This is a genomic window from Wolbachia endosymbiont of Ctenocephalides felis wCfeT (assembly GCF_012277295.1).
Taxonomy (GTDB): Bacteria; Pseudomonadota; Alphaproteobacteria; order Rickettsiales; family Anaplasmataceae; genus Wolbachia.
In genome coordinates this window covers 274,666-295,734 of sequence record NZ_CP051156.1, presented here as the reverse complement: position 1 = coordinate 295,734, position 21,069 = coordinate 274,666, and the positions used below count along the sequence as shown (strand labels likewise).

General features: G+C 35.6%; 19 protein-coding genes and 2 pseudogenes. 12 read left to right on the top strand and 9 right to left on the bottom strand.

Annotated features, from left to right (window positions below; genetic code table 11):
• Positions 1-48 precede the first annotated feature (48 nt).
• The 4 genes and pseudogenes from cgtA to odhB all read right to left on the bottom strand — a co-directional run bounded on the left by cgtA (position 49) and on the right by odhB (position 5,221).
• Entirely contained in the window at positions 49-1,059 is a 1,011-nt protein-coding gene (gene cgtA / locus HF197_RS01430) for an Obg family GTPase CgtA (protein ID WP_168463986.1), read from the bottom strand.
• Positions 1,038-2,321: a phosphopyruvate hydratase gene (gene eno / locus HF197_RS01425; RefSeq protein WP_168463985.1), complete on the bottom strand. Its 1,284-nt coding sequence runs from the start codon at positions 2,319-2,321 to the stop codon at positions 1,038-1,040. Before eno ends, cgtA begins: the two co-directional genes overlap by 22 nt.
• 206 nt (positions 2,322-2,527) lie before the next feature.
• Positions 2,528-3,888: pseudogene (gene tnpC, locus HF197_RS01420) on the bottom strand (IS66 family transposase).
• 175 nt (positions 3,889-4,063) lie between these two features.
• On the bottom strand, positions 4,064-5,221 hold the full coding sequence (gene odhB / locus HF197_RS01415) for a 2-oxoglutarate dehydrogenase complex dihydrolipoyllysine-residue succinyltransferase (protein WP_168463984.1): 1,158 nt from the start codon (positions 5,219-5,221) through the stop codon (positions 4,064-4,066).
• 121 nt (positions 5,222-5,342) lie between these two features.
• Between odhB and HF197_RS01410 the strand changes: the two genes are divergently transcribed.
• Together HF197_RS01410 and rimM are read left to right on the top strand one after the other, a co-directional pair.
• On the top strand, positions 5,343-6,056 hold the full coding sequence (locus HF197_RS01410; RefSeq protein ID WP_168463983.1) for a class II aldolase/adducin family protein: 714 nt from the start codon (positions 5,343-5,345) through the stop codon (positions 6,054-6,056).
• A gap of 63 nt (positions 6,057-6,119) precedes the next feature.
• Entirely contained in the window at positions 6,120-6,617 is a 498-nt protein-coding gene (rimM, locus tag HF197_RS01405; RefSeq protein WP_168464862.1) for a ribosome maturation factor RimM, read from the top strand.
• A gap of 59 nt (positions 6,618-6,676) precedes the next feature.
• Here the strand turns inward: rimM and tnpC (HF197_RS01400) are convergent.
• Positions 6,677-8,037: pseudogene (gene tnpC / locus HF197_RS01400) on the bottom strand (IS66 family transposase).
• A gap of 133 nt (positions 8,038-8,170) precedes the next feature.
• The gene (locus tag HF197_RS01395; protein ID WP_168463982.1) at positions 8,171-9,100 is read right to left on the bottom strand and encodes a hypothetical protein; all 930 of its coding nucleotides are present in this window, start codon (positions 9,098-9,100) and stop codon (positions 8,171-8,173) included.
• Positions 9,101-9,140: 40 nt separating this feature from the next.
• Between HF197_RS01395 and HF197_RS01390 the strand changes: the two genes are divergently transcribed.
• Positions 9,141-10,097, top strand: coding sequence for an IS5 family transposase (locus HF197_RS01390; RefSeq protein ID WP_168463981.1), 957 nt, complete (start codon positions 9,141-9,143; stop codon positions 10,095-10,097).
• Here HF197_RS01390 and HF197_RS01385 read toward each other — a convergent pair.
• Positions 10,092-10,835 carry a hypothetical protein gene (locus HF197_RS01385; protein ID WP_168463980.1) on the bottom strand — a complete coding sequence of 248 codons (744 nt, stop codon included), beginning with the start codon at positions 10,833-10,835 and terminating at the stop codon, positions 10,092-10,094. The two genes, HF197_RS01390 and HF197_RS01385, sit on opposite strands and share 6 nt — an antisense overlap.
• A 262-nt stretch (positions 10,836-11,097) precedes the next feature.
• On the opposite strand from HF197_RS01385, the gene recR reads away from it, so the two are divergent.
• From recR to sucD, 5 genes are all read left to right on the top strand, one after another.
• Positions 11,098-11,694: a recombination mediator RecR gene (gene recR, locus HF197_RS01380; protein WP_168463979.1), complete on the top strand. Its 597-nt coding sequence runs from the start codon at positions 11,098-11,100 to the stop codon at positions 11,692-11,694.
• Between the two features lie 8 nt (positions 11,695-11,702).
• On the top strand, positions 11,703-12,893 hold the full coding sequence (locus HF197_RS01375) for a KAP family P-loop NTPase fold protein (RefSeq protein WP_168463978.1): 1,191 nt from the start codon (positions 11,703-11,705) through the stop codon (positions 12,891-12,893).
• An 85-nt stretch (positions 12,894-12,978) separates the two neighbouring features.
• Positions 12,979-13,179, top strand: a complete 201-nt coding sequence (gene rpsU, locus HF197_RS01370; RefSeq protein ID WP_168463977.1) for a 30S ribosomal protein S21 — start codon at positions 12,979-12,981, stop codon at positions 13,177-13,179.
• Positions 13,180-13,193: 14 nt separating this feature from the next.
• Positions 13,194-14,354: an ADP-forming succinate--CoA ligase subunit beta gene (sucC, locus tag HF197_RS01365; protein ID WP_168464861.1), complete on the top strand. Its 1,161-nt coding sequence runs from the start codon at positions 13,194-13,196 to the stop codon at positions 14,352-14,354.
• A gap of 5 nt (positions 14,355-14,359) precedes the next feature.
• Positions 14,360-15,247 carry a succinate--CoA ligase subunit alpha gene (gene sucD, locus HF197_RS01360; protein ID WP_168463976.1) on the top strand — a complete coding sequence of 296 codons (888 nt, stop codon included), beginning with the start codon at positions 14,360-14,362 and terminating at the stop codon, positions 15,245-15,247.
• On the opposite strand, the gene dapF is transcribed toward sucD, so the two are convergent.
• Both dapF and ygfZ read right to left on the bottom strand, forming a co-directional pair.
• A complete protein-coding gene (dapF, locus tag HF197_RS01355) occupies positions 15,244-16,140 on the bottom strand; it encodes a diaminopimelate epimerase (RefSeq protein WP_246168531.1) in 897 nt (298 codons plus the stop codon). The genes sucD and dapF overlap by 4 nt on opposite strands.
• Positions 16,137-16,991, bottom strand: a complete 855-nt coding sequence (gene ygfZ, locus HF197_RS01350) for a CAF17-like 4Fe-4S cluster assembly/insertion protein YgfZ (protein WP_168463975.1) — start codon at positions 16,989-16,991, stop codon at positions 16,137-16,139. Before ygfZ ends, dapF begins: the two co-directional genes overlap by 4 nt.
• A gap of 109 nt (positions 16,992-17,100) precedes the next feature.
• Here ygfZ and HF197_RS01345 point away from each other — a divergent pair, with 109 nt between their 5' ends.
• The 4 genes from HF197_RS01345 (at position 17,101) to HF197_RS01330 (ending at position 20,958) form a co-directional block, all read left to right on the top strand.
• Positions 17,101-17,394, top strand: a complete 294-nt coding sequence (locus HF197_RS01345; RefSeq protein WP_168463974.1) for a co-chaperone GroES — start codon at positions 17,101-17,103, stop codon at positions 17,392-17,394.
• 94 nt (positions 17,395-17,488) lie between these two features.
• Positions 17,489-19,144, top strand: coding sequence for a chaperonin GroEL (groL, locus tag HF197_RS01340; RefSeq protein WP_168463973.1), 1,656 nt, complete (start codon positions 17,489-17,491; stop codon positions 19,142-19,144).
• 361 nt (positions 19,145-19,505) lie between these two features.
• The gene (locus tag HF197_RS01335; protein ID WP_168463972.1) at positions 19,506-20,495 is read left to right on the top strand and encodes an ankyrin repeat domain-containing protein; all 990 of its coding nucleotides are present in this window, start codon (positions 19,506-19,508) and stop codon (positions 20,493-20,495) included.
• The gene (locus HF197_RS01330) at positions 20,482-20,958 is read left to right on the top strand and encodes an ankyrin repeat domain-containing protein (protein ID WP_168463971.1); all 477 of its coding nucleotides are present in this window, start codon (positions 20,482-20,484) and stop codon (positions 20,956-20,958) included. The genes HF197_RS01335 and HF197_RS01330 overlap by 14 nt, the downstream gene beginning before the upstream one ends.
• Positions 20,959-21,069 lie beyond the last annotated feature (111 nt).

Below are 21,069 nucleotides of genomic sequence, written 5' to 3'. Positions count from 1 at the left end.
ACCTCACAGCCACTCTAGTTTACCTTTTTAGCATTCCTTGTCTACTCTTTATTTTACCGCCCGGCTGAATGGATACGTAATTTTCCTTAATTTTTTACTTAATAATCTTAATATAGGTTGTAGGTCATCAGTAATTGATAAACATAATATCTCTTTATTAAGATATTTAGCTAAGTTATTCTTTTTTTCTAAAATTTCTGCATCGTCCAGTAAGTCACACTTGTTTAATACAATAATTTCTTCTTTTTCAACAAGTTCGCTGTTGTAAAGCTCTAGCTCATTATGTGTGCAATTGTAAACTGAAATAATATCCTCACTAGTTACATCAATTAAATGAAGAAGAATTTTACACCTTTCTATATGTTTTAAAAATTTGTGCCCCAGTCCAACTCCAAGGTGAGCATCAGTGATTATTCCTGGGATATCTGCTATCACAACTTCACCATCATCTACTCTTGCAACACCCAAATGAGGCCTGATAGTGGTAAATGGATAATCACCCACTCTAGTATCTGCATTTGAGCAGCGAGTTAAAAATTTTGATTTACCTGCATTTGGCATTCCGATAATGCCAACATCTGATAAGATTTTTAGCTTTAATAATACATATTTTTCCTCACCTGGTTGGCCGTAAGTAAAGCGCCTTGGTGCTTTGTTAGTGGAGGATTTAAAATTGGTGTTTCCAAGCCCACCTTTTCCACCTTGTGCTACCTTAAATTCCATATCTGGTTTGTCTAAATCAATTATTAAATCTTCACTTTCTTCGTCGATTATTTGTGTACCAACTGGAACTTTAAGTATAGTATTTTTTCCTGATAATCCAGATCTATCCCAATTTGCACCATGTTTCCCGCTCATTGCTTTTATGTGTTTCATATAACGAAAGTTGAGCAAGGTATTAAGATTCGCATCGCTGATGAAAATTATGTCTCCACCCTTTCCTCCATTACCTCCATTTGGACCACCAAATTCAAGGAATTTTTCCCGGCGAAAACTAACACAACCATTACCGCCATTACCTGCTTTTAGATACAATTTTACTTCGTCGATGAAGGCCATGCTAATCCATGATAATATTCAGCGTCTTTTCCCAAAACACTCTCAATTCTGAGTAACTCATTATATTTTGCAAGCCTATCAGAACGCGACAACGAACCGGTTTTTATTTGTCCGCAATTTGATGCAGCTGCTATATGAGATATCGTTGTATCCTCTGTTTCGCCTGAGCGATGGGAAATAATGGCTTTGTAATCATGCGATTTTGCCATTTCAATAGCAGCAAAAGTTTCTGTTAATGTTCCTATCTGATTTGGTTTGATTAATACAGCATTTGCCATTTTCTGTTCTATTCCTTTGCTAATTAGCTCACAATTTGTAACAAATAAATCATCTCCAACTAATTGGACTTTATTCCCCAATTTTTCAGTAAGTAATTTCCAACCGTCATAATCATCTTCACCCATTGCATCTTCTATAGAAACTATCGGATATTTTTCCACGAGATTACAATAATGTTCAGTCAATTCTTCTGCGGTGAGTTCTTTATTTTCAAATTTATAAACTTTATTGTCATAAAAAGTAGATGAAGCAACATCAAGACCTAGTGCAAAGTGACTTTTCATTGAGTAACCTGCAGATTCTATTGCATGTATTATTAAATCAAGCGCCTCTTCAGTGCTTTCAATATTCGGTGCAAAACCTCCTTCGTCCCCGACATTTGTGCTGTAGCCTTTGCTCTTAAGAATCTTACATAAGTTATGAAATACCTCAGCAGACATTCTAATTGCTTCACTAAAAGTTCCAGCCCCGATAGGAAGAATCATAAACTCTTGAAAATCAAGTTTATTGTCTGCATGCACTCCGCCATTAATTATGTTAATTAGTGGTACTGGCATAATATTTGCCTTTTCACCTCCCAAATACTTGTATAAAGGTATTTCAAAGCTATTTGCTGCTGCTTTTGCAACTGCAAGAGATACTCCTAGCGTTGCATTTGCTCCAAGCTTAGATTTGTTATTTGTGCTATCCAGTGCAATTAATGTTGCATCTATCGTTCCTTGATCTGCTGCATACATTCCGATGATTTTATCTGCTATTGTTCCATTTACAGCTTGCACAGCCTTTAGCACCCCTTTACCGCAATATCTTTTTTCATCTTGATCTCTGAGCTCCAATGCTTCAAGTTTACCTGTTGAAGCTCCAGATGGCACTGATGCTCTACCTTTTGCACCACCTGAAAGCTCAACTTCTACTTCAACGGTTGGAAAACCTCTGCTATCTAAAATTTCTCTTGCAAATATATTAGTAATTATTTTTTGCATAGCTCTGTTGCAAACCTTTATTTTAATATTATACACTGAAGAAATAGAAAATAAAGGTTATAAACAAGCGCTTATCTGCACAAAAATAAAGCATATAGAGGAAGAAGACTTCCTCTATAAAATTTAGCTATATAAAGTAACAAGGATTGAAATCAAATTCTTGGTGTTCATTTACTAAATCAGAAGTATCCATTCAGGTGTATGGCTTAAGAAGCAATAGCCAGTAGGTTTTGAAAAGGATTTAACTTCTTTTGCCTCCAAGTCAAGTACAATGAAATTATCCTCTCAAGAAACATATTTCCCCGTTTCGATTGTGTAAAATATGAAACTTTTCGGTAAACAACGTAATGCCGAATCTGTCGCTCAGCATAGTTGTTTGTCAGTGGAATATTTTCTGGATCGTCCAAAAATTTCCACATCATCAGATCCGATTTCATGATATTTTTTGCTACTCGAGACGCTCCAATTGCCTCGGGTAAATTTGATATATTCTTTAAGTAATATCTCGTTCGCTTGCGTAATTTTCTTGCTCTTCTTATGAACCTTAATGTGTCTATTTCATCCTTTAACAGAGCTTTTTTCAATGCAAATAATTCAGTAGCAACATTCCTTAAATAATACCCCAAAACTTTCACTTCGCTATTCCAACTATGAGACAACCTTTCAAAATCTCTTGCTAAATGTGCCCAACAGACCTGCCTTTTCTTGCTGGAAAAGTAGTTGTAAGCTGCATATCTGTCGGTCACTACTAGGTTGTTATTCTTTCCAAATTTACTATTTTCCAGGACTTTCATCCCTCTTGACTCTGTCAATTTGATCACACTTCCTATTTTGCTCGCAAACATCCAGCACCAGCCCTGTTTACCTTTGTTGTAATGGCTAGTTTCATCGATATGTAAAATTTTGCTCTTGCTTACCTCTTCCTCAATTTGCTCATATGCTTCTTGGCATTTTTCTGCCACTCTAGCCTCGCTATTTGATACACTACCGACGCTGATATCCAGGTTGAAAATGTCCTTTATAATATTTGCCACTTCTTTTTTCGAATTCTTGTAAAATCCACTTAATGCTGTAATTACTGACTTAACTCTTGGACCAAATGTGTCCGCAGTTACTCCTTCTTGTAGCTTGCTACTTTTTCTTTTTCCACATCTTTTGCAACGTCCATGCTCTAGTTGATATTCAACTACATACGGCTTGATTTCCGGCAAATCGACCTTTTGATGAGTATACGGATCTTTTGATACCGCAATTTCTCCTCCGCACTCACACGTATTGGGCAGTTCTATTTTTACCATCTCATCTGCCTCCATTTTAGGGCGGTAACTGCCTTTATGTCCAACCTGTGCTCCTACTTTCCTGTCACTTTTTGGCTTATTTTCCCTCATCTTATATAATTCTTTGGAGCTTGGTATAGATGAATTTTTTGAATTTAAGCCAAGCCTTTCTTTTAACTCAGCGTTTTCGATCCTTAGCGCTTTATTTTCTGCTTTAAGCTCTTCTATTTTTGTTTCTAACTTTTCTATAGTCTGCTTAAACTTTCGCAAAATTCTAAAAGATCAACCATATTACCTCACAGCCACTCTAGTTTACCTTTTTAGCATTCCTTGTCTACTCTTTATTTTACCGCCCGGCTGAATGGATACTTTAGTAGCTCCAATTCAGGATGGTGTCATTGCTTGTATTGAAGTATGCAAATTTATGTAATACTACCTTTTTAGCTTTTTGCATCAAGCCAATAACTATACTTCCAGAACCAACCTGTTTGGATCTTCTATGTAGTTCTTCATTTTCACAAGAAAAGTAACTGCTCCCTTACCATCCACTATTCTGTGATCATAGGATAAGGCAATGTACATCATAGGTCTAATTTCTATGGAATTACCTACAGCAACTGGTCTGTTCTGTATTGAATGCATACCAAGTATTCCAGATTGTGGAGGGTTTATTATTGGAGTAGAAAGAAGTGAACCATATACTCCTCCATTTGAAACTGTGAATGTTGCACCTTCCATTTCTGACACTTGTAATTTACCATCACGAGCTTTTTTACCAAGGTCAACCAAGGTAAGCTCTATTTCAGCAAAGGACATCTGATCAGCATTTCGGATAACCGGTACAACAAGGCCTTTGTCAGTTCCAACAGCAACACCTATATCATAGTAATTTTTATATATGATTTCATCTTTTGAAATTTCAGCATTAATTTCAGGAATTTCTTTCAGTGCCTGTATTGCAGCTTTTATGAAGAATGACATAAATCCTAATTTTATTCCGTATTTCTTTTCGAAAGCTTCCTTATATTGAGCCCTTAAATCCATCACATTCTTCATATCAACTTCGTTGAATGTTGTGAGTATTGCAGCAGTGTTTTGTGATGCCTTTAAACGAGCAGCAATTACTTGCCTTATTTTGCTCATTTTCTCTCTTCGTTCTCTGCCTTCTACACTTTTTCTTGGCTCAGATTGTTTTACTGCAGGTTGCTCAGCTTTATTCATATGATCCACTACATCGTCTTTGGTAACTCTGCCACTCATGCCGGTTCCCTTGACACTTTCTGGATTTATATTATTTTCTTCCATGATTTTACGAGCAGAAGGAGCATCCTTCTTGGTTTCATTATTACTCTCTTTTTTTACTTCTTCTTTTATCTCTCCGATGGAAAGCCTTGCTAATAACTGATCAGGACTAATGACATCATCTTCCTTAACAAGGAACTCAGCTATTTGCCCTGAAGCTTCAGCAGTTAACTCGAGTGCTGTTTTATCGGTTTCAATTTCAAAGATTAAATCATCTACTTTTACTGGTTCGCCAATACTTTTCTTTATTTTGACTATACCCTCAGTAACCGACTCACCACCAAGAGTTTTCGGTGCTCTAATTTCTATAGTTTCGCTCATAAAAATAACCTTTCATAAAATCTGCTATAAACTTATACACGAAAAGAAATGTGTAATAAACTAATTTGTATATTCAGTAGACAGAATTACCTATAATATTTGCTTTCAAGGCGAATAAGAAATGCTGTTAACAAGAAATAAGTTAAAGAAAGATTTGGTCCATGCTTACCATATCTTATCTTACCTGAAGCTTGATGATCATACATATACACATCTTTCAGTGCATTCTGAAGATCAAAAATCATTTTATATTTATCCTTTTGGCATGCGCTTTGATGAGGTAAATGAAAGTTCGTTGATGAAAGTATCGTTGGATGGAAATGTAATTGAAGGTAAGGAATATCAGTATAATAGAACTGGGTATATAATTCATGGCTTTATTTATCAAGCAAGAAGGGATATTCAGGCAATTTTTCACTTACATACTCCTTCAATCGTAGCTATTTCTTCACTAAAGGATGGCCTGCTTCCCATAAATCAATGGGCGCTGCACTTTTATAATAAAATATCCTATCATGACTATAATTCCTTAGCGCTTGAAGGTATAGAAGGAAAGAGATTAACGGCGGATCTAAAAGAAAATTTTGTCATGTTAATGCGCAATCATGGATCTATTACATGTGGAAGAACTATACAAGAAGCTATGTTTTACACATATCACTTAGAGCAAGCGTGCAAAACCCAGTGTTTAACCTTAGCGATGAATAAAGGGCTATCAATGCCAAATAAGGAAGTTTGTTCGAAAGCTGTAGAAGATCTTCTCTCATTTGAAAGCAATCTTGGTGATAGAGATTGGAGTGCATGGGTTAGGCTTCTTAAGGGTAAACATTCGTAAAAGAGTAACGCAAAAAGCTTTGGTGTGCTGGACAGAAAGACCAATATTGGCTATTATATTAATATGTTAGTATGTTTGGGAATTATCACCTCTCCTCATGGAATTAAAGGAGCAGTTAAAATCAAGACTTTCACTGAAAAACCTGAAAATATTTCTCTATATGGTGAGTTGGTAAGTGGTAATGAGAGTTATCAAATAGATTCAATATCTGTTATAGGTGATAATTTAGTGATTGCCGCAATAAATGGGATAAATTCTCGCAATGAAGCAGAGCTGCTCAGAAATAAGAAATTATATATAGAGAGGGAAAAGCTACCTGAATTAGATGATGAAGATGAGTTTTATCAGAGCGATCTTGTAGGTATGGAAGTAAGACTAGAAAATAACGAATTATATGGCCATGTGAAGTCTATACATAACTTTGGTTCTGACGATATACTAGAAATTTTAGTTATAGATAGTCAAAGAAGCATCATGCTATCTTTTACTAAGGAAGTTTTTCCGAATGTAAATGTCAAGGAAAAATATATAGTACTAAATATGCCAGAATTTATCAATTAATAAACCATACCCTTACTGTAAAGGTCAACGAATTACGTGTATCCATTCAGGTGTATGGCTTAAGAAGCAATAGCCAGTAGGTTTTGAAAAGGATTTAACTTCTTTTGCCTCCAAGTCAAGTACAATGAAATTATCCTCTCAAGAAACATATTTCCCCGTTTCGATTGTGTAAAATATGAAACTTTTCGGTAAACAACGTAATGCCGAATCTGTCGCTCAGCATAGTTGTTTGTCAGTGGAATATTTTCTGGATCGTCCAAAAATTTCCACATCATCAGATCCGATTTCATGATATTTTTTGCTACTCGAGACGCTCCAATTGCCTCGGGTAAATTTGATATATTCTTTAAGTAATATCTCGTTCGCTTGCGTAATTTTCTTGCTCTTCTTATGAACCTTAATGTGTCTATTTCATCCTTTAACAGAGCTTTTTTCAATGCAAATAATTCAGTAGCAACATTCCTTAAATAATACCCCAAAACTTTCACTTCGCTATTCCAACTATGAGACAACCTTTCAAAATCTCTTGCTAAATGTGCCCAACAGACCTGCCTTTTCTTGCTGGAAAAGTAGTTGTAAGCTGCATATCTGTCGGTCACTACTAGGTTGTTATTCTTTCCAAATTTACTATTTTCCAGGACTTTCATCCCTCTTGACTCTGTCAATTTGATCACACTTCCTATTTTGCTCGCAAACATCCAGCACCAGCCCTGTTTACCTTTGTTGTAATGGCTAGTTTCATCGATATGTAAAATTTTGCTCTTGCTTACCTCTTCCTCAATTTGCTCATATGCTTCTTGGCATTTTTCTGCCACTCTAGCCTCGCTATTTGATACACTACCGACGCTGATATCCAGGTTGAAAATGTCCTTTATAATATTTGCCACTTCTTTTTTCGAATTCTTGTAAAATCCACTTAATGCTGTAATTACTGACTTAACTCTTGGACCAAATGTGTCCGCAGTTACTCCTTCTTGTAGCTTGCTACTTTTTCTTTTTCCACATCTTTTGCAACGTCCATGCTCTAGTTAATATTCAACTACATACGGCTTGATTTCCGGCAAATCGACCTTTTGATGAGTATACGGATCTTTTGATACCGCAATTTCTCCTCCGCACTCACACGTATTGGGCAGTTCTATTTTTACCATCTCATCTGCCTCCATTTTAGGGCGGTAACTGCCTTTATGTCCAACCTGTGCTCCTACTTTCCTGTCACTTTTTGGCTTATTTTCCCTCATCTTATATAATTCTTTGGAGCTTGGTATAGATGAATTTTTTGAATTTAAGCCAAGCCTTTCTTTTAACTCAGCGTTTTCGATCCTTAGCGCTTTATTTTCTGCTTTAAGCTCTTCTATTTTTGTTTCTAACTTTTCTATAGTCTGCTTAAACTTTCGCAAAATTCTAAAAGATCAACCATATTACCTCACAGCCACTCTAGTTTACCTTTTTAGCATTCCTTGTCTACTCTTTATTTTACCGCCCGGCTGAATGGATACCGAATTTCCTAAAACTTTATATTAAATTACATTTACTGCTCACAGGATTTACTGCTAAAAAAGTTCACTCTCAGAAGGATATACACTGTAACTACTTGTATCACTGGACACTTCCTCCTCGGAAGGCTTGATTGTTAACATCTTACCAGAATACCATCCAACTTCTTTCATGATTTCAACAAACTCTAGACATCTATTATCATCCGCACAATCGCTTGTTATGTTACCATCATTCTCTATATAGGCAAGTAGGTCAGTATAATGCGCTCCAGTGGTATTACCCTCCTTATCTAACATTTGATCATATTCACTTCTATCTTCATAACTAATATTTTTAATAAGTATTAATGGTGCAACTTGTCTTACTGTTATTTCCTCCTTACTATCAGACTTGTTAACTAAGTTAGGGCATGATTTAGTAAAAAACTTCCCTGGAGTGCCACTACCAACAAAGCAAACGCTCTTAACAGTTCTATCGCTTTGACAGATAGGCTCTTCTGTCAATTCGCACTCTCTACAAGTTATGCAACTATCAATTGAACTTTCAATATGACCTGTAAAAGCAAACACAGCATTTGTAGGATAGTACTTGTCTTCTTCTATAAGGTTCATAATTTTAGGATTATTATATATTTCAAAAAAAAGTATTTCCGCTATATCCGCCGAATGAAAACCATCATAACCGACTTGCTCTTTCTCGTCATATTTTTTAGAGTACTTTCCACATCTTGAATGTGAAGTATGATCCTCGGTAATTTTTTCAGCTATAATAATACCTGCTGATTTGTTTTTTTCACTGGCACATGTATCACTATCACCTTGTTCTTTTTCCAGATCAGGCTTTTGATCTTTTATAACCTCATCAGGATCATTCTTGTCAGGCCCAGGCTCTTGACCTTTTATAACCTCATCAGGATCATTTTTGTCAGGTCCAGGCGGCTTTGTTGCATAGCTAAAGTAAAAAGAACTGGGAGTTACTGACAAAATTCATTATAAACAGGCATTTAACCGACAAAGGAAAAATATGCCAGTCAAAATGAAAGTCAGTAACTGCTACGAATATAACAAATTTCTCCAAGAAAGAGGAAATATTTTTTATTACGTCAACGATGCCATAGAAAATTGGTACAAAAAAAGTCCCAAAATGGCCGGTGGCAACAATATTTATAGTGATAAAGTCGTAATTCTAATTCACATAATAACTTATTTGTTTAGAATAGGCCTAAGACAAACGGTGGGGTTTATAGCGGGATACCTTGAGCAAATAGGAAAAAATTTGCAAGTTATCAGCTATTCCCAGGCTTCCAGAAGATTCAAAAAGCTTAACTTAAAAATTAATGATCGAAGACATGATAAAAACAGTATGGAAAATATTGAGATCGCCATAGATAGCACTGGAATAAGCATCTACAATAATATTCCAGGCCATAGTAAGGCAAACGGTACAGATAGAAAGTACCGTGGCTATAAGCAAACAAGAAAATTGCATGTAATGCTGGAGATAGGTAGCAAAAAAGTCATAGCTGCAAAATACAGTAGTGGAGTTTATTCTGACCACTATGGAGCCTGTGATCTTATTGCAAGGGCTAATGCTAAATACAATATAAGCACACTATATGCAGACAGAGCATATAATCGAAAGAAGTTATACAAATTGTGCAATGAGCTTGGCATAAAGACAAAAATTCCTCTGCAAAACAATGCAGTGGAGCATCCAAAGCTGGATTATATGGCTGAGAGAAATTCTACAATCAAGTTCATAAAGTCATATGGTGAAGATGGTATGAAGAAGTGGAAAAAAGAGATAAATTATGGGAAGAGATCTTATATAGAAAGTTTTTTCTCGCGACTGAAGCAAACATTTGGGTTTAGTTTTAGGAACAAATCTGAGATTAACCGTGAGAAAGAAATGCTACTCAAGTGTTATTTGCTGAACAAATTTACTGAAATAGGCATGGCTAAATTTGAGATAGCTTTATGAATTTATTATGCATTGCCTCCTATCCAAAGAGCGATGCAACAAAGCCGGTCCAGGCTCTTGATCTTTTATAACTCCATCAAGACTATCTTTTACTCCTCTAAGGTCTTTTTTAACCGCATCAATATCTTCTTTAATTTTATCAAGCTCTTCTTGATTCATGCTAGGATGTGTTACACCTTCCTTAGCCCCTTTTTCACATTGCTCAAGCATCTTTTTCATACATGCAGCTTCAGCTTCCGCCTCTGCCTTTGAAATTTTACACTGCGTAAGCGCTTCTTTTGCCTGTTCAACTTCTTTTCTCATCTTATCGATTTCGCTTGCCTGATCTTTCTTATCTCCTCCCCCTACCTCCTTCTTACCTTCTTCACCTTCTCCTTCTTCACCTTCTCCTACCTCCTTCTTACCTCCTTCTCCTTCTTCACCTCCCCCTACCTCCTTCTTACCTTCTTCACCCTCACCTTCTCCTTCACCTCCCCCTTTCTTATCTCCTCCCTCTCCCTTGTCTCCTCCCCCTATCAGTTCTTTTATTTTTTCTTCTATTTTGTCCTTTATATCTGCGATACTTCTTTTTTTATCATTGATGATATGATCCTCAGTTTTACCTTCTTCAGTAGAGGTTTGATGTTCGGTAATATTCCCAGTAATTTTAGTATTTAAACCTTCCTTACTTATTCTCTTATTAGTATATCTGTCAGAGAATTCATCAGAATACCTATTTTTGTCACTATGTTTTAACATATTAATCTCCTAAAACTTTATACTAAATTATATTTACCACTCAAAAGACTTCACCAGCTGAAGCTTATTGCAGTTCTTGCAGCTACTGCAGCAGAAAATTATAAATAACAATCCTTCGAAAATGTAACATGAAGCCATTATAAAATATAATAGTTAAAGATTTAATAATTTTAATATTTAAATTAGCATATAAAAGCAGATTTCTCACTTTCTTTATAGAGGGTTTAATGTTACATTTAATAATCTGTTCTGAATTTACTTAATGAACATTAATATCAAAAATTTGATTAATGCTTTCTCTAAACTGCCAAGTCTAGGACCATCATTATCTCGCAGGTTGGTAACATATTTACTCCAAAACAAAGAAAAAATTATGCTACCGATTGCATCTATGATTAAAGAATTAGCAGATTGTATAATCGAATGCGAAGTTTGTGGGAACTTAGATGTAAAATCCCCATGTGCTATTTGCACTAATCCAAAACGCGACTACAAAATGCTTTGCATAGTAGAAGAAATAGGTGATTTATGGGCGCTTGAAAAGGGAAGTATATATTTAGGCATGTACCATGTTTTAGGTGGTAGATTGTCTGCAATAAATGGCATAGGTCCAAAAGAGCTCAATCTTGATAACATTTTAAAAAGAGTAACAGAATCTAAAACTGAAGAAATAATTATTGCCATCAATCCAACGCTGGAGGGTCAGGTGACTGCACAGTATATAATTGAGTTACTTAGGAATCTAAATGTGAAAATATCACACCTTGCCTATGGTATACCAATGGGTGGAGAAATTGATTATTTGGATGAAGGAACGCTGAAAGCAGCACTAACTTCAAGAAAAGAGTATGAAAAATAGGATGAGGTATGTGCTTTAAAAAACTTATATCGATTGTAAAACGTAGAAAAAATGAGCCACCTCAAATAGTAGTAGCTTGGGAAAATGATCTTCTAAACTATAAGCAAATCGCGAACAAATTCAACACTATAATCAGAACAGTTGAAGAATCTTTTACGATAATATCTCTAGAGGGATATGATGGATGGGGTAAGACCTTTTTTCTAAAAGAATGGGTAAAAGAATTAAAACAACAAGGTGAAATTGCAGCTTATTACAGTGCATGGGATATTAATGCGCTAGACCAACCACTTCCTTCTTTTTTAAATTTTTTATTCGAAGATCTGTTTGCATCATATGAAGTAAAGGGGAGTATTGTACAGCAGTTCAAGAATATAAACCAAGAGTTGTTTTCTTTAAATACATTGGGAAAATTGATCAGCAAATCCCCACTTGCTATGCTTTCTGTATTGCTAGATGCCACTAAAGAGGCCGATAAAAAAGATATAGGTGCTGTGCTCAGAGAATTGAATAACCTGCAGAGAAGAGAAGAAAATATTAATGATTTTAAAACAGAATTAGCAAAAGTTATTGGTAAAATTAGAAATGGCAAAAACATTTATATAATGGTCGATAACTTAGATATATGCCGTCCTAAATTTATTGTTGATTTTCTAGAATCTATAAAATACATGCTAGGCATAAAAGGTCTTGTGTTCATTATTTCCATAAGCATGGATAAAAGCAACGTTCCTAAGGCCATTAATACAATACTTGGCTCAAATTTTGACTTAAGGTCTTTCACTGATTTCTCTTTGCATCTGCCAAAACAACCAATAGAAAAATTCGCAAAAGAACTGTTTAAAAATATTAAACTATCTAAGAAATCAAAAGATATGATCATGGAAAGTTTTATATTTTATGTAAAAATCTTTTCTCTATCATTAAAAGCGATAGAATACTGTGTAAAGAAAATGTTATTATGCTTTTTGAACTACAATAAAATACCCGACCCGAACCTATTTTCATTTCTCATAATATTGCAGTCGATAGATATTGATATATATGAGGACTCATATAAGGAAGCATTAGAAAAAATTGAAAAAGCTACAACTATAAGCCATGCAAATGATCAAGAAATACGGAAAAAAATTAAAAACTCTCTGGATATGGCTTTTTCAGACAAGGCTAGCAAAACTACAAAGCAAATACTATTGTAAGCTTTCTTGCTAAAATTTATAAAATAATTGACAATGTTAACTTTCTAATTTATAAATGATTTTTAACCACACGGAGGTACAGAATTTGATTGAAGTATCAGTTCATCATGGTGATGTAGATAGAGCCTTTCCAGCATTGAAGAAAACAATTCAAAAGGAAGGGAGAGGATTGAAAATGAAAAAACAATATCATGAAAAGAAATCAGAAAAGAGAGCTAAAAAGAAAGCTGAAGCAAGAAAAAAGAAGCATCAGCAAGAGTGTAGAAGACAGCGTTACGGTTGGTAATTTTAGGTTATTTTATGAATATTCACGAATATCAAGCAAAGGAAGTTTTGCATAAATTTAACGTTCCGGTACCAAAAGGTTTTGTTACTACATCTGCAAAAGGAATAGAGTCACAAATAGATCAATTAAATTCTGATATATTTGTGGTTAAAGCTCAAATTCATGCAGGTGGTAGAGGTAAAGCAGGTGGCGTAAAACTTGCAAAAACAATTGAAGAAGCTAAACAGTTCATCAAGAGCATGCTCGGCATGACTTTAGTTACTCACCAGACCGGGCCAAGCGGGCAAGAAGTAAAAAGAGTATATATCGAAGAGGGCTCAAGCATTAAAAAAGAATACTATTTGAGTATAGTAGTTGATCCAAAATTAAGCAGGCCAACATTTATATTTTCTTCAGAAGGTGGAATGGATATTGAAGAAGTAGCAAAAAGCTCTCCTGATAAAATCGTGAAAATAGACATTGATCCTGCCGCTGGCTTCACAAGCTTTGATAGGAATAAGTTAGAATCAAGTTTTAGCCTTAATTCAGAACAAGTAGAAAAGATAACAAATGTTGCAAAAAATATATACGATGCATTTATTGCAACTGATGCAAGTCAAATAGAGATTAATCCTCTAGTTGAAACAAACTCAGGAGATTTTATTGCACTTGATGCCAAAATTAACTTTGATGACAATGCTCTATATCGTCATCCAGATATCTTAGAATTGCGTGATTTAGATGAAGAAGTAAAAGAAGAAATAGAAGCTTCTAAGTTTGGGTTAAGCTATATAAAGATGGATGGTAGCATTGGTTGTATGGTAAACGGTGCAGGTCTTGCTATGGCAACAATGGACATAATAAAGTACTATGGAGCTGAGCCGGCTAACTTTTTGGATGTTGGTGGAGGAGCAAGCAAAGAAACTGTTACTGAGGCATTTAAGATAATATTATCTGATAGCAACGTAAAAGGGATTTTGGTAAACATATTTGGCGGCATAATGCGTTGCGATATCATTGCAAATGGCATTGTTGAAGCTGCAAAAGAGATGAGCATTAAAGTTCCTCTAGTGGTGAGGTTATCAGGTACTAATTTCAAAGAAGGAAAAAAAATCTTAGAGGAATCGGGATTAAATATTATTGCTGCAGATGAGCTTGATGAGGCTGCACAAAAAATAGTAAAAGAGGTTAAGTAAAAAATATGTCTGTATTAGTAAATAAAGATACGAGATTAATATGCCAGGGTTTCACTGGTGCACAAGGTACGTTTCATTCTGAGCAAGCTATCGCTTATGGAACAAAAATGGTTGGTGGTGTAACTCCTGGAAAAGGTGGGAGCACTCACCTTAATCTGCCAATTTTTAACACTGTAGCAGAAGCAAAAGACAAAACTGATGCAAATGCTACAGTAATATATGTACCTGCTAAATTCGCTGCAGACGCTATACTTGAAGCGATAGATGCTGGAATAGAGTTAATAGTCTGTATTACAGAGGGTATTCCTATACTTGATATGGTAAAAGTTAAGCGTGCACTTATGGATTCAAAAAGCCGGCTTATTGGTCCTAACTGTCCTGGAATTATCACACCTCAAGAATGCAAAATAGGAATTATGCCAGGCCATATTCATAAGCGTGGGCATGTAGGAATTATGTCTCGTTCTGGAACTTTAACCTATGAAGCAGTGGCACAAACAACGGCAGTTGGTCTTGGCCAATCAACGTGTATTGGAATTGGAGGAGATCCTGTTCATGGTATGACATTTGTTGACTGCATGGAGCTCTTTTTAAAAGATGATGATACTCACGGTATTGTAGTCATTGGTGAAATAGGTGGGAATGAAGAAGAGGATGTAGCGCATTTTGTAAAAACAGAAAAAACCAAAAAACCAATTGTTGGTTTTGTCGCTGGGCAAACAGCACCTCCTGGAAGGCGTATGGGACATGCCGGAGCAATTATCTCTTCAAGTGGTGGAAGTGCTGGTGCAAAACTTGAGGTTATGAAAAGTGCTGGTATTGCTATTGCAGAAACGCCTGCAGTGATTGGTAAAAAAGTATTAGAAGTGATGAATAAAGAAAAGGTTGTTTAAAACCCTATATCGCCAGTCATATATATGTCATTTTTCCACTCAATTAACAACTTACCTCCTGCTAAGTTTACTGTAGCCTGTTGAGCAGTAATATACCCACGAAGTATAGATGCAACCAGTGCCGCACAAGCCGCACTACCGCATGAAGCAGTGATGCCCGTACCTCTTTCCCAAGTTCTTAAGTTTATTTCTCCAGATTTTTCAATTTGTGCAACGCTAACATTAACTTTTTGAGGAAATAACGTATGATTTTCCAGTTTTGGTCCCAAACTCTGCAGTGGCACCTCATCTACATTATCAACAAAAAAAATTATGTGAGGATTACCGATATTTACAGCCACTGGATCTTTTAATACTTCAACTTCAATAGGTAAATGAAGGGTATCGCATTTAGTAGATAAAGGGATTTCATGCCATTTGAATAACGGTTTGCCCATATTGACCTTTATGGACTTATTACCTACTCTAAAGCATTCTAAGATGCGTTTATTGATTAATTCAATGGTGGCATGCTCGGTATTACTTTCTAACATTAGCAGATATCCAACACAACGCGCTGCATTTCCGCACATTTCAGCTTTGCTGCCATCAGCATTGTAAATATGCATAAAGCAGTCTGCTATGCTGGAGTTAGTTATTACTATGACCTGATCGCAATTGTTCTTACTAGCAATCTCTCTGTAATTATAATCAAGATTTCTGGATCCCAGTGTCAAGCACTGGGATGACACCACTTCTTGCGTAAATGTTCGTACAGCACGCACTGTCGGTACCGTATTGCAATGTTCGTACAGACGTGAGCGTGAATCTATAATCACAAAATTGTTACCAGTGCCATGCATCTTTATAGCAGGCAATTGGTCTATTAAATCGCTTCCAGATATATGTTTCATATCTTCTTAATTTTCTCGTCTTGCTCTCCTTCAGTTGCTACAAGAAGGGCTATAACTTTAACTCCGCCAACACGCAAATCTATATGATCTTTAGCACTGCTAAGTAATGCAAGACCTATATTATCTATACTAGAACGTAACTCCCCTACTTCTTCATCATTATTATTTGTTATTTTTGTGCCAATACTTGGAAGTGCATCATCTCCTTTAATAAGATAAAGCCTTCTTCTCAGCGCTCCTTCTTGAACTCTCACACGATTCATACGATTCACAACTTCTTGACCTATATAACACCCTTTAGTGAAACTTATACCATTTACCTGATCAATTAAATATTGCAGTGGAAATGACGAATTTTGTACCATATCTTTTGCGCCATCTGGAATGAGATTTTGAATTCTGATTTTTTCATATTCGCAAAAATCCATAACTGGCTCTTTTATTTCATCTTTATGTATTATTCTCATTCCTAACGAAGAGTGTCTTGGATCTTGAAAAATGATTTGCGACTCACTGCTACATTCATTTAATTTAGAGTCAAGTAGAACCACAATCTTATATAGCAAACTGACATCTTTGATTCTTACTTTTAGGTATGTTTTAAGCAAGTCTAATTTTTCAATCAATTGCTGCAAATGTGCCTTTTCACACTCCAAAAAAATGTATTTATCATACTCAATAAGAAAAAAGTCATATAAATATTTTCCTTGAGGGTTGAGCAATAAAGAATAGATAGCTTTCTGATCATTTAATTTATTGATATCATTGGTTATAATACCCTGCAAAAAATTTTTCGTATCTGGTCCGTATAGTGCTATCACACCACGATTTGGTAATGGTATATAACTCATAAAAATTCTAAAAATTTGCTTCTAATCGCATATTTATAGATTATAGCCCTTGAAATATACTTTCCAAGTATATATATAACTAATAAGTTAACTTATTGAGGAAAAGTAAATGTCAAATGTAAACTTAAAAGTGCTGCATGACAGCGTACTGATAGAGCCTATTAGCGAAGAAAATAAGGGTGGGATTATGTTACCATCAAGCGCTGAGGCAAAACCTGTAAAAGGTAAAATTATCGCAACTGGTGAAGGTTCGCGTAATTCAAGCGGTGAACGTGTATCTTTAACTGTAAAAGCTGGTGATAAAGTGTTTTATCGTACATATGCCGGAACAGAAATAAAGCATGATGACCAGAAATTTATTGTAATGAAAGAGTCAGATATACTTGCTGTTATTAATGAGTAGCAATTTTTATTTTGATTAAATTAAAACAAGGCGTAGCAATACGCATTATTTATTATAGTTTTTTAAATTTTTTTATTAATTAAGAGGTGATAAAATGACTACTACTAATGTGGTAATATCAGGCGAGCATCTGCGAAACGTTGTTCGTAAAGGTGCAGAAATAGTGGAATTTACCGTCGGAGCAACTGCGGGTCCCAGAGGAGGGATAGTTATAATTGATAAGCCTTATGGTTCACCAGAAGGTACAAAAGATGGTTATAAAGCAGCAAAAAGTATAAAACCTGAAGATCGAGCAGAGGCTGCCATAGTAAATCTTATTGCTCAGAGTGCTTCTCAATGCAATGACAAAGTTGGTGATGGCACAACAACGTGTTCAATACTAACTAGCAACATGATAATGGAAGCTATGAAATCAATTGCTGCTGGAAATGATAGTATTTGTATCAAAAACGGAATGCAAAAGGCAAAAGAGGTGGTATTAAAAGAAATTGCATCAATGTCTCGTACAATTTCCTTGGAGAAAATGGATGAAGTGGCACAAGTTGCAATCATTTCTGCAAATGGCGACAAAGATATTGGTAGTAGCATTGCTGATTCCGTCAAAAAAGTTGGAAAAGAAGGAGTGATCACTGTTGAGGAAAGTAAGGGCTCTAAAGAATTAGAAGTTGAACTTACTACCGGTATGCAGTTTGATCGTGGTTATCTTTCTCCATACTTTATTACAAACAATGAAAAAATGCTGGTGGAACTTGACGATCCATATTTATTCATAACAGAAAAAAAACTTAACATTATTCAACCTTTACTGCCTATTCTTGAAGCTATTGTTAAATCTGGTAGACCTCTACTTATTATCGCAGAGGATATTGAAGGTGAAGCACTAAGTACTTTGGTTATCAATAAATTGCGTGGTGGTTTAAAAGTTGCTGCAGTAAAAGCTCCAGGTTTTGGCGACAGAAGAAAAGAAATGCTTGAAGACATAGCAACTTTGACTGGTGCTAAATATGTCATAAAAGACGAACTTGGAATCAAGATGGAAGATTTAAGTCTTGAAGATCTTGGTACTGCTAAAAATGTTAAAATCACTAAAGATAACACTACAATTGTTAGTGAAAATAGTGAATCTGACACAGTAAAAGCTAGAATTGAGCAAATCAAATCTCAAATTGACGCTTCAACTTCTGACTACGATAAAGAAAAGCTAAGAGAACGTTTAGCGAAATTATCAGGTGGTGTTGCAGTGCTCAAAGTTGGTGGAGCAACTGAAGTAGAAGTTAAAGAGCGTAGAGATAGAGTTGAAGATGCATTGCATGCAACAAGAGCTGCAATCGAAGAAGGAATAGTTCCAGGTGGTGGAGTTGCACTTCTTTATGCTTCATCTGCTCTTGATAAGTTAAAAGGTGCAAACGACGAGGAACAAATAGGGATAAATATTATCAAAAAAGTTCTGAGTGCTCCGATTAAGAGATTGGTTAAAAATGCTGGTCTTGAACCTGCTGTTATAATTAATCATCTAATTAAACAAAACGACAGAGAGCTTATATACAATGTTGAAGCTATGGATTATGCTAATGCATTCACCGCTGGTGTTATTGATCCAGCAAAAGTAGTTCGTATTGCTTTTGAAACAGCTATGTCTGTTGCAAGTGTTCTCATTACCACTGAATCCATGATAGTTGATGTGCCAAATAAAGAAGACGCTACATCTCCTATGGGTGCAGGTGCAATGGGCAGCATGGGCGGATTCTAATAATAAATGGGGCAAACTGCCCCATTTTTCTTATTGCTCCAAAAGCTGTCATTACAGCGTGTGATGCACGACTGTACGAACAACATAGACAACATTACAAAAAACAATTTGGAGTTTAGAAGGGTAATTCCTTGAGAACTACTGCATCCAAGTAAGGGTGCTGAATTATTTATGCTTAATCCATACCATTATACTCTTGGACTACACATCTGACATATAAGTTTTTATTTATAAACATTTTACATAAAAATCTGTTGACATTAAAAATGCTTATGTAAAATATATGCGTACTTAAAATTTTATATAAGTTATTTAATTTTAAGCATAAATAGTTTAATTGTCTCAACTTAAGGGGGTGAAAATGGGATTAAGTAAGCAAAATACAACTCAACAAAATAGTACTGGTGAACAATCACAGTCTTTAAATTTTAACAGTACAACAGTTAGTGAAAATCGTTCAAAGCGGAGTATATTTGATATAGGAGAACTTATTTTTAATTTATGGTTAAGTGAACATGAGCTGGTAAGTGGAAAGTGGAATGATCAAAAAGTTACTACTCAAGCTAGTACTACAATATCTCATGACCTAGATCCTGGACTCGACTTATCGCTCATTAATGCTGTAGAACAAAATGATCTTAAGAAAGTAAAAGAGCTTGTTGAGAAAGGTGCTGATGTTAATGTTAGAAATCAGTATGGACAGCCACTTTTGCATATAGCTAATTGGTATCCTCATTCAGGCATTAGAGAGTACCTTATAGAAAAAGGAGCTAGTGAAGAAGAACAAGTTACAACGGAGCAGCAAATTATAGAATTACAAGAAACTACTAGCACAACGATATTTCCGGAACAGCTCAACTTAGAACTAGTTGATGCTGTAGAAGAGCCTAATCTTGAAAAGGTTAAAGAATACATTGAGAAAGGTGCAAATGTTAATACTAGGAACCATATTGGCGAGACACTTTTACATGCTGCTGCTTACCAAGGTGACTTAGATATAGCAGAGTACCTTATAGAAAAAGGAGCTGATGTTAATTCTGATGTAGAACGTTTTGGTAAGCCTTTGCATGCAGCAATTGTAGAGGGAAACTTAAATATGGTAGAACTTCTCTTGAATAGCGGTGCTAACATTAATGTTGGAGGAAGATATCATAGCGCGCCTTTATTATACGCAATTGAGGTAGATCAATTGGAGGTAGCAAGCTTTTTGATAAATAAAGGCGCTGATGTTAATGTAACTGAGGAAAGAAGTGGTAAGACTCCTCTACACTTGGCTGCTGAAAAAGGCCGAAAAGATATAGTAGAATTACTTCTTTCTTGCAAAGGAATAGACATTAATGCTGTCCGATAAGGCTGGAATAACTCCTTTACACTCTGCTGCTGAAAGCGGTGAAGAGAATATAATTGAGTACCTTGTAGAAAGAGGAGCTATCGTTAATGCCGTTAATGAAGACAATTCTGGTAAAGCTCCTTCAGATCTATTGAATCAACGGGAAGCAAATAGTGGTCGTAGACATCGCAGTATTGACGCTTCAAATGCCGTAAGTGGAGCAAGTAAGCCATCATTATTGATAAATACAATCGCACATACAGCAGTAGATCCTGTAGCAGGTTTGCCAGCTATAAGTACGGAGCAACCTAAATCTTTACAGCATTCTGTAGCAGTAAATGTGGATAGTAATTTGTCCTTGTTGAATGTAATTGCAAGATTGCTTACAGGAAAAAAAGAAGCATCTCATGAAAAATCACTGCCCAAAGAGGAATTTACTAAGGAAAAAGTGGATAATACTCATTTGCAATTTATCCAAGCATGAAAGACAGGTAAAGCTCGTGACTGGGATATTGAAGTTCCTAGCAGTAATTTAAGTAGTACTGAGATACAGAGCCATGGTTATAGAAGTAAATAATCAAGCTCACTCAAAATG

What these genes read in the sequence shown, in the direction of transcription:
- HF197_RS01390 (WP_168463981.1), top strand. Translation starts at nt 9,141, where the DNA reads ATGCCAGTCAAAATGAAAGTCAGTAACTGCTACGAATATAACAAATTT.
- HF197_RS01345 (WP_168463974.1), top strand. Translation starts at nt 17,101, where the DNA reads ATGTCAAATGTAAACTTAAAAGTGCTGCATGACAGCGTACTGATAGAG.
- recR (WP_168463979.1), top strand. Translation starts at nt 11,098, where the DNA reads ATGAACATTAATATCAAAAATTTGATTAATGCTTTCTCTAAACTGCCA.
- ygfZ (WP_168463975.1), bottom strand. Translation starts at nt 16,991, where the DNA reads ATGAGTTATATACCATTACCAAATCGTGGTGTGATAGCACTATACGGA.
- odhB (WP_168463984.1), bottom strand. Translation starts at nt 5,221, where the DNA reads ATGAGCGAAACTATAGAAATTAGAGCACCGAAAACTCTTGGTGGTGAG.
- HF197_RS01385 (WP_168463980.1), bottom strand. Translation starts at nt 10,835, where the DNA reads ATGTTAAAACATAGTGACAAAAATAGGTATTCTGATGAATTCTCTGAC.
- dapF (WP_246168531.1), bottom strand. Translation starts at nt 16,140, where the DNA reads ATGAAACATATATCTGGAAGCGATTTAATAGACCAATTGCCTGCTATA.
- HF197_RS01375 (WP_168463978.1), top strand. Translation starts at nt 11,703, where the DNA reads ATGTGCTTTAAAAAACTTATATCGATTGTAAAACGTAGAAAAAATGAG.
- rimM (WP_168464862.1), top strand. Translation starts at nt 6,120, where the DNA reads ATGTTAGTATGTTTGGGAATTATCACCTCTCCTCATGGAATTAAAGGA.
- eno (WP_168463985.1), bottom strand. Translation starts at nt 2,321, where the DNA reads ATGCAAAAAATAATTACTAATATATTTGCAAGAGAAATTTTAGATAGC.
- groL (WP_168463973.1), top strand. Translation starts at nt 17,489, where the DNA reads ATGACTACTACTAATGTGGTAATATCAGGCGAGCATCTGCGAAACGTT.
- cgtA (WP_168463986.1), bottom strand. Translation starts at nt 1,059, where the DNA reads ATGGCCTTCATCGACGAAGTAAAATTGTATCTAAAAGCAGGTAATGGC.
- HF197_RS01410 (WP_168463983.1), top strand. Translation starts at nt 5,343, where the DNA reads ATGCTGTTAACAAGAAATAAGTTAAAGAAAGATTTGGTCCATGCTTAC.
- HF197_RS01330 (WP_168463971.1), top strand. Translation starts at nt 20,482, where the DNA reads ATGCTGTCCGATAAGGCTGGAATAACTCCTTTACACTCTGCTGCTGAA.
- HF197_RS01335 (WP_168463972.1), top strand. Translation starts at nt 19,506, where the DNA reads ATGGGATTAAGTAAGCAAAATACAACTCAACAAAATAGTACTGGTGAA.
- sucC (WP_168464861.1), top strand. Translation starts at nt 13,194, where the DNA reads ATGAATATTCACGAATATCAAGCAAAGGAAGTTTTGCATAAATTTAAC.
- sucD (WP_168463976.1), top strand. Translation starts at nt 14,360, where the DNA reads ATGTCTGTATTAGTAAATAAAGATACGAGATTAATATGCCAGGGTTTC.